This window comes from Candidatus Goldiibacteriota bacterium (assembly GCA_016937715.1).
In the GTDB taxonomy this organism is placed as follows: Bacteria; Oederibacteriota; PGYV01; order PGYV01; family PGYV01; genus PGYV01.
In genome coordinates this window covers 1-8,509 of the sequence record JAFGWA010000024.1, presented here as the reverse complement: position 1 = coordinate 8,509, position 8,509 = coordinate 1, and the positions used below count along the sequence as shown (strand labels likewise).

7 protein-coding genes are annotated in these 8,509 nt (G+C 43.5%); all 7 read right to left on the bottom strand.

Features of this window, described 5'->3' with window-relative positions; translation table 11 throughout:
- Positions 1–144 precede the first annotated feature (144 nt).
- Positions 145–624, bottom strand: a complete 480-nt coding sequence (locus JXR81_03100) for a GNAT family N-acetyltransferase (GenBank protein MBN2753835.1) — start codon at positions 622–624, stop codon at positions 145–147.
- An 11-nt stretch (positions 625–635) separates the two neighbouring features.
- The gene (locus tag JXR81_03095) at positions 636–3,371 is read right to left on the bottom strand and encodes a DUF11 domain-containing protein (GenBank protein ID MBN2753834.1); all 2,736 of its coding nucleotides are present in this window, start codon (positions 3,369–3,371) and stop codon (positions 636–638) included.
- Between the two features lie 442 nt (positions 3,372–3,813).
- Positions 3,814–5,103 carry a TolC family protein gene (locus JXR81_03090; protein ID MBN2753833.1) on the bottom strand — a complete coding sequence of 430 codons (1,290 nt, stop codon included), beginning with the start codon at positions 5,101–5,103 and terminating at the stop codon, positions 3,814–3,816.
- A 10-nt stretch (positions 5,104–5,113) separates the two neighbouring features.
- A complete protein-coding gene (locus JXR81_03085) occupies positions 5,114–5,680 on the bottom strand; it encodes a hypothetical protein (protein ID MBN2753832.1) in 567 nt (188 codons plus the stop codon).
- Between the two features lies 1 nt (position 5,681).
- Entirely contained in the window at positions 5,682–6,125 is a 444-nt protein-coding gene (locus tag JXR81_03080) for a MarR family transcriptional regulator (protein ID MBN2753831.1), read from the bottom strand.
- Between the two features lie 119 nt (positions 6,126–6,244).
- On the bottom strand, positions 6,245–7,117 hold the full coding sequence (locus JXR81_03075; GenBank protein MBN2753830.1) for a hypothetical protein: 873 nt from the start codon (positions 7,115–7,117) through the stop codon (positions 6,245–6,247).
- Positions 7,118–7,216: 99 nt separating this feature from the next.
- Positions 7,217–8,356 (bottom strand): glycosyltransferase, encoded by a 1,140-nt coding sequence (locus JXR81_03070; GenBank protein ID MBN2753829.1) that lies wholly within the window; start codon positions 8,354–8,356, stop codon positions 7,217–7,219.
- Between the last annotated feature and the right edge of the window lie 153 nt (positions 8,357–8,509).

Sequence of the window (8,509 nt, the reverse complement as noted above, 5' to 3'; positions counted from 1 at the left end):
GCACCTCCATATTTCTATGCTACCACGCTTCGGAATAGGACATTTCTATTTTGCATATTTAGGACATTATCACTTTGCGGTTACAGGCGAAAGTTTTGGTTGTCAATGCGTTTTCACGGGTGAATTCCTGATAATAAAACAGCTTTATAATTTCAGCAGCATTACCCGGTCAGTGATGTTTTGTTTTACCTTTTTGAATCCAAACCTTTCATAAAGCCTTACTGACGGGTTCTTCATGTCCGTACTTAGAGACAAAGCCTTATAGCCTTTTTTAAGCGCAATGGCTGTTAATTCTTTAAGCAGCAGCGTGCCTATGCCCCTGTTTCTCCAATCTTTTCTGACAGCTATGGAAATTTCCGGTATACCGGTTTCAACAAAACCATACCCTTTATCATTTTCAGGGAATAAAATATACCACGCGGCGCCTGCCGGTTTATCATTATCAATCGCTATCACTCCCCCGCCATATGGCGCAATATATCTGACGTACCTGTTTATTTCCGGTATCTTTAACAGCACGTCGGGCGCAGGTTTTAAAGCAGGGTCTTCAAAAAAAACCATTTCATAAAGCATCTCTTCAAGAAACGCGTAATCCTTATCCTGAATTTCCCTGATTTTTATCAACCCATCACCTTTTACTTTACAACCAGCAGTTTGCCTTTATTTATCTGGCCCGAGGTCATATTGTTTGTGACCCAGTAATATATACCCGGAGAGATTGGCTTGCCGTAATTATTCCTGCCGTCCCAGAAAAAAAACGGCGCGCTGTTGGTGCTGCCGGAAAACACGCCTTCCCCGGACAGTGTGTATATCCTGACCGATGTATAAGGGGCAAGGTTTAAAAATTTAAGCATGCCGCCTTTGGCTTTTGTGCGGTCAAAAGGGTTTGGATAAACAGCAGGAATACCTTCCGGATAAAAAGACATATTTGAACTTACAGTATGTTTTGTCCCGGAAATTTCCGTATAAAAAGGGTCATTATATTCCACATCAGCGGTGTTTATCACAAGATCCCCATCCTGCCCCTGCCTAAGCATTTCCACAGTGAATTCCAGCGTATAACTTTCGCCGGGATTTAATGTAAAATCCGGGCCAAAATCCCACGTCAGGTTATTGCCGTTTACCTGTAGAGATGCCGCAGTCTGAGTATACGACCTGAAAACAAGAACATCAGGCAATATATCATAAACCATTATACCGGAAACCGGCGCGTAATCATTATTCGCTATTCTTAATGTATAGGTTATAACAGCTCCTGGCGCCGGGTTGTCCCCTTTTGCCTTTAATACCACATCAAGCGTTACCGGCAGCTGCGGATGTGTGGGCGTCTGCGTGGGCGTGTAAGTGTTTGTAAACGTAAAAGTCTGTGTAAATGTGTTTGTATGCGTGAACGTGGCGGTATATGTGGCTGTATCCGTAAAAGTAAAAGTATGGGTGGCTGTATCCGTAAAAGTGGCCGTGGCAGTGTCTGTAGCGGTATCGCTTGGGGTCACTGTATATGTTTCGGTATGCGTATTGGTAAATGTATCGGTTGCAGTTAAAGTATTTGTATGAGTGTACGTGTTTGTATATGTTGCTGTATTTGTATCTGTCGGCGTGTCAGTATAAGTAAAAGTGGGCGGAGGCGTGCCTGTAACCGTGTCAGAAGCGGTGTATGTCTGCGTGGCCGTATCTGTGGCGGTATTTGTAAATGTATGCGTAAACGTGGCAGTTACCGTATCTGTATACGTAAAAGTCTGCGTCGGAGAATCAGTCGCGGTGTCAGTATACGTATTTGTGGCGGTAAGCGTTACAGTTGCTGTGTCCGTCAGCGTCACAGTCACCGTTGACGTGGCGCTTGGCGTTGAAGTGGGCGAAGCCGTCCATGTAAGCGTTATTGTGGCCGATACAATTATTACGGTTTCTGACATTGTAATAGTGCGCGTCGGCGTTACAGTGGAACTTGACGACGGCGAAGCGGTGGCTGTAACCGTGCGCGTGGCGGTCAACGTGGCGCTTGAAGAAGGAGAAACAGTCAAAGTCACGCTTGAAGTCACGGTTAAAGTTGAAGTAAACGTGGACTGCGGCGTTAAAGTCGGGCTGCCGGTGGGTGTGGCGGTTGGTGTTGCAGTACGCGTAATTGTCACGGTCGGCGACGCGGTTACGGTTGCTGTTCCTGTCACGGTATTTGTAATTGACCTTGTGGGCGATGCAGTAATCGTTGTTGTCATTGTAATTACAGGAGTATTTGTAGGGGTCACCGTGCGCGTGGGCGAAGCCACCGCGGTTGAAGTCTTTGACGGGCAGTAAAGCGAGAATGTTTCCTGGTCAGAAGCTGTGCCGCCGGAGAAAGTTACGCTGCTATAATTTGTCATGGAACTGCACCATGTATCATTCCAGTACCCGTTCCCATAATCATATACCGTTGTATCAAACCAGCACGGATTCATTTCGTAAACAAAAGTCTTGCATTCGTTTGCTTCAAATCCAAGAGGAAAATATAAAGTAAACCTGTCATTGTCGTCATCCCTGAAAAGCTGGCCGTTATTAAGGTCATCATAATAAAATGGATTTCCCATAGTCCAGCCGCACGCCGCGTCAGACGTCCATGTATCGGTTATCATCACAGACCCGTTAATATACCCTCCCATGGAGCATACAGTAAGCGTTATAGAAACAGGGCCTCCCGTAATCATAGCCGTAGTATCAGAAAATTTTGTAATTGTAATCGTGGGCGACGGCAGCGGCGATACGGGATTAAGCGTAAAAGTTTTTCTCATGTACAGCATATTCTGCCCGGTGTACATATCATATTCGTTAGCGCCGGAATTTCCTATTGCGTCATAGGAATAAGGGTCAACAACAGTCCCATCCGCGGGATTATAAAGAAGTTTTGCCCATGTCTTGTCTGTCACCATTACCGCGCTTCCCCATGCCGAATCATCATAATTTGTTTCGTACCAGGAATTTCCCCCGCCGTCATCTGCCGGAGGAATATTGTAATCAAGGGTGGCGCTTAAAGCAATACCGCCCTCATTGCTTGACACATAAGAGTGCAACCCGCCCGCGCATTCCACATCAAGGGCAAAAGCGCCCCATATCTGACCGCCGCCTGTATCAGTAACGGATAATGCTATGGAATTTGCACCGGTACTATTTATCCACGCCACGGGAACACTCATACATACCGGCTCTGAAGTGGAATCCCAGTTCACATAATTAAACGCTCCCACGTAATTTCCGTTAAGCCAGACAGACGTATTATCATCCCCGTTAACACATAACGTAGCACTAACCGGAGTACAGGCGGCATAAGTATTAACAGCCGTTAACACGGTTAATAGTATAAATACCGCAATAAAATTAATTATTAAAAGAAACCGCTTTCGCATTTTCCCCTTCTTAATTTTGATTTACCGTTTAATCAATTTTTGTTATTATACAATACCGTGGTAATAAATCAATAGGCGAACGGCTCTGCGGCCCGGAGGGACTTAAGTAAAAACAACAACAACTTCAATTGCCGCAACCTGAAGAGTGCGCCCACCAGTACATTTCATTTTTTACGACCTGGTAGCCGCTCCTTTTAAGGCACGTTGTTTAAATCAAAGTCTTAAAGATTTGCGGTAAATAGAACAAACGAATTTACACATAAAAGCGAGACGCAACATATCTCTTATCTACGATAAAGTACAAAAAACAAACCCGAATAAAATAAAAAAGGGACGGAATTTATTCCGCCCCTTTTTTTAATCCTAAACAATCAGCTGTGCTGATTTTCCAAAAATTATTCCTTAAAATACCTCTTGTCTTTTCCCTATTTTCTCCTGTATTTTATTCTATAAAGTTTTTAAGTTTCTGCATTGATGTTAGGTAGTTATTAAGAGCGTTGTAGTAATTTGTTTTTGCCTTAAGCAGCCCTATTTCCGCGTTCATCAGGTCAACACTCTGAATAAGGCCGTTCTTATAACTTTCAGACGCAATCCTAAAACCTTCTTCAGCCTGTTTTATAAGGTCCCCTGCCGCTTCAATAACTTCCGCGCTTTCCTGCATTCCGGTATAAAGCTGTTCAAGCTGTATTTCCAGCAGGTTAACTGTATTATCTTTTACCAGCTGCTGCTTTTCTTCCTCTGCAGCGGCCTGCTTAAACTCATATACATTTTTAAAACCGTTAAAAAATGTCCACTGCACTCCCACCATTACATCCCACATGCCAAACCAGTAGCTTTTTTCGGTATGAAAAGCGGAATCAGCCGACATATAAGTGTAGTTAGCCGCAATCGCGATATTGGGCAGAAACATCGAACCCGCAAGATATTTTTTATACTCCGCAATCTTCGCGGCCGAATTAATAAGATCGCCGTCATCGCTTCCCTTTCTGAATTTCTGTTTAATCTCTTCAGCTGTCAATTCAAGTTTACTATAACCCGGTTCTCCGGTAAGTTCCACTTCACGGTCAAGGCTTATGCCGGCAGTATTCTTCAGCATCTGCATCGAAAGCATATAATTATCTTCCGCTTTTCTTGCATCCGGCCTGGAATTGGCGTACTGCACCTGCGCCTGAAGCACTTCAAAATTGGAAGCCTGCCCGCTTTTATACTTTGCCTGCGTTATCTTTAAATACTCCTCATTGCTTTTTAAACTTTGTTTTCCGGCATTCATAAGTTCTTTGGTTATAAGGGCGCCGTAATAAGAGGAAATAACATCAAGGTTAAGTTTTTCTTCCGCTTTTTTGAAATTAACCGACGCAATCCTGTACGCTTCCTCTGCTATTTTAAAGCCGAATAAAGTTTTTCCAAATGTAAAAACCGGCTGTTGAAGAGATACCTGAGCCGCGTACCAGGGCCTGACAGGTACAACAGAAAAGGTGTTGTATACCGCCTGATACCCCCCTTCCAAAGATATCACAGGGCCAAAAGAGGCGGCTGCCTGACCAAGCCGGGCTTGTGCTATCTCTTTATCCAGTTTTGCCATTTTAAATTCCCTGTTATTTTCAGCGCACAACTTTGAAAAATCATCAAAAGATAATTTAAGCACGGCTGTATCTTCAGCGAATACACCGGCGTTAAAAGCCGCGGTAATTATAAGAACCAAAAACAATTTAATAATATTTTTAGTTTTCATCTGCGCCTCCTTAGTAGAATATTTTCCAGGCAAGGCCTGTTTTTATAATGTGAATTTCTTTTTCGTCAACGTCATAAAACGCCGGCCTTTCAAGGCTTAACCTTAAAACCGCTATATCCGCTACATTCAAATTTACCCCTACCCCAAAATTATAATACCCGCCGTTCCAGCTTATATCCCTGTATCCCGGCGAGGGATTAAGCACAAGCATGTGCATACTGCCCAAAGACATTCCGGTTTCAAAAAAGACATCCGGAAAAACCGGCCACAGCGGAAATATGTTCGCGCGCGCGCCTATATATAAAGGCGCAAATACAGCGCATGAATTGGAATCCTGCCTGGCTATAAATACGTTATACGCGCCGCCAAGGTAAATTTCGCCCCACTTATATATTGAAACCCCCGCTTTCGCGTCAAATACCGGCGTGTCAAATACTCCGTAGCTTCCTATGCCTCTGCTTTGCGGGCTTGTTATTGTCCCGTAACTAAGCCCAAATTCCGTAAAAACCCACTTTTCCGCGTTTACAGGAAATGAAACAGCCGTTAATAATAAAATTACAGCAATTATTTTTTTCATTTTATTTACCCATCCTTTCAAGGTGATTTTCCATTTTTTTAAGTATTTTTAAAGATGTTTTCTTTTCCTCATTTGTCAGTACCGACATCAGATTACCCATCAGGCTGTCCATTTGTTTAAGATACCCTATGACCTCTTTTCTTGTCTTGCCGGAAACAGAAATCCAGACGGTTCTTCTGTCTTTTTCGTCGCTCTGCCTTATAAACAGGCCGTTCTTAACCAGCTTGTTTACCATACTTGTCATAGTGGGAAGTTTTACGCCTTCACTTTTTGCCAGATCGCCCATTTTCATCCTGCCGTTTTCAAATACGCGCCCAATAACATACATCTGCGCCATGGTTATTTCATGAACGCCCCTTAAGCACGCTTTTTTTGGAAATTTTTTCTGGGCAAGATGTCCCACTCTGCGGATATATTCCGTTAACTCCCTTGATGCCGCATCCATCTTAACACTCCTGATAGTTTATTTTACTAATTATTAGACTATCTAAGTATATTTCAAAATAATTATTTGTCAACAAGAAAAATTATTTTATTTCAACCCGTTTTTTATTACAGCAGGCATTAATGCAGTGATACTTCCCTGTTGTTGCCCGATAAAACCGGAACAAATACCGCCTTTTCAATTATAAATTTTACATACGGCATTTCTTTTCCATCCGCTACCCACGCCCCTTCCATATATGAAGGAAGCTTATAGCCGCTATAATCCTTAAACTCTCCTGAATAACCCACCCATTCCCTTGGGACAAGCGCTTCCCCTTCCTGCCTGTTTCTGTTCAGCTTCATTGATTTTATGGAACCGTCCTGATTAAAAACAACCAGAGCACGCGCCGTCATGCCGGCGTCTTTTATAACAGCATACGCGGAATTTGCCCCGTTTTTTTCCCAAGTGACAACATCCTTATCAAACAATACAGCAGGAATAAGCAGGCATTCAGTAAGCATCCGTTCTAATGACGCCTGATTCATAGAACCGCCTGTTGCGTCCTGAAGTGTAAACATAGACATCAGCTTAATATGCATCCTGCCATTACCGTTAAAATAAGAATCTGTCGCGCCCATAGTTAAAAGCGGCGCCATATTTATAACACCCCTCCATATAAAAGACGGCATTTTGCCGGTCAGGTGATATGTTCCGTTTATTTTAAACCACCGCCCGTTTTCTACAGGCTTAAATTCCCCGGTATGGTAAACTGCCGCCGAATCAATCATGGGTTTGCCGGCAATTCCAAGAAATGCCGCAAACTTTTTTACAGGCGCCGGCAGCGTTTTAATATAAGCCGCGCTTACAACCGCGCCGTTATAACTGCCGGATAAAGACCTTATTTCAGACGCTTTTTTCACAAACACCGCTTCATCCGCCGCGCCCGAAACTAAAATTAAAAAAAGAACCGAAACCAGGACAAGCACGCTTATCGCCGTAATTTTTTTCATATTATTTCTCCGTTGTTTATAATACCGTCACAGTATTTTTTGTAATAAAAAAGGCGCGGGATGCTTTGGGCACCCCGCGCCTTTGAAGTTTGGTTTAAATTAACCTTCCAGGTTGATCGCGTTAAACTTTTTCTGGCTGTCAAGGCCGCCTTTGATGAAATTCCACTTTGACATATACTGAATTTTCATCCATGTAAGAAGTTTCGCCCTTGGTTTAATCTTAAACGCGGGGATAAAAAACTTTCCCACAAAAAACAGCGACAAACCAAAAAGCACCGCAAGCGGGGTAAAGTTAGCGATAATCCCGCCCACAAACGCGGAAACTATTAAAGTGATAAGGAAAGACAGCGACAACAGGTGCATTAAAAGCCAGTCGCCGATGTAAATGATACCCGGTATCGGAAAAGGTATCGGAAGCGATATGCCGCCAAAATAATCAATATAAAATTCAAGCACTTTTTTGGAATGTTCCCTTATTAAAAGAGGATGTCCGTAACCGTAACCGTAAAGCTGTTTGTAAAACTGCTGCGGCGTGGCCCTGTGCATGTGATCCACGATAGCTGACGGCTGGAAGAAAAGCTTAAAGCCGGCTTTTGATACGCGCAGATTAAAATCCACGTCTTCGCCTGTAGGTTCGTGCCAGAATGCGTTGCCGATAGCCATAGCCGCTTTTTTGGAAACAGCCGCGTTGGCGGTCGCAAAAAACGGGCTTGTCTGAGACCCGTTAACTTCATGAGGAAGGTCTTTTTTAACCGGAGGATAATATCCGCCGTTCTTCATTCCCACCCTGTTGCCGATTGAAAGAAAACCAACCTGCTCGCAGTAGTTTTCAGTGTCATTTTCAGCGTCCGTCCTTAATGTATAAACTTCTCCGCCGACCATTCCAATGGTCTCATCTTTCAGGAAAGGTTCTACCATTTTTTCTATCCAGTCTTTATGCGGCGCGCAGTCCCCGTCCGTAAAAAGGATATATTCGCCCTTGGCAACAGCTAATGCTGCATTTCTGGCGTGCCCCGGTGATTTTGAATCAGGAACAAGTTCCAGTTTGATAAACGGATATTTTTCCTGCCATTTCTTAATGATTTCCACTGTTTTGTCCGTGGAACCCCCGTCAGCAAAAATGATTTCCATGCTTTCCCTTGGGTAATCGACATTTAAAAGATACTGAATTGTTGTGTCAATTGTCCTCTCCGCGTTCCTGACCGGGGAGATAATCGTTACAAGCGGTTTCTCTGCCATTTACTTTCCTCCTGCAATTCTTTATATAAGAATTTAGCGGGCGCCGTATTCCATCCCGCTTGTTAAGTCAGAAAGGGATTATATCAGATATTGCGCAGTTTTCAAGGGAAAAAAAGTTAAAAGCAGAGGGACGGCAACTTGCAAGTTTTATTG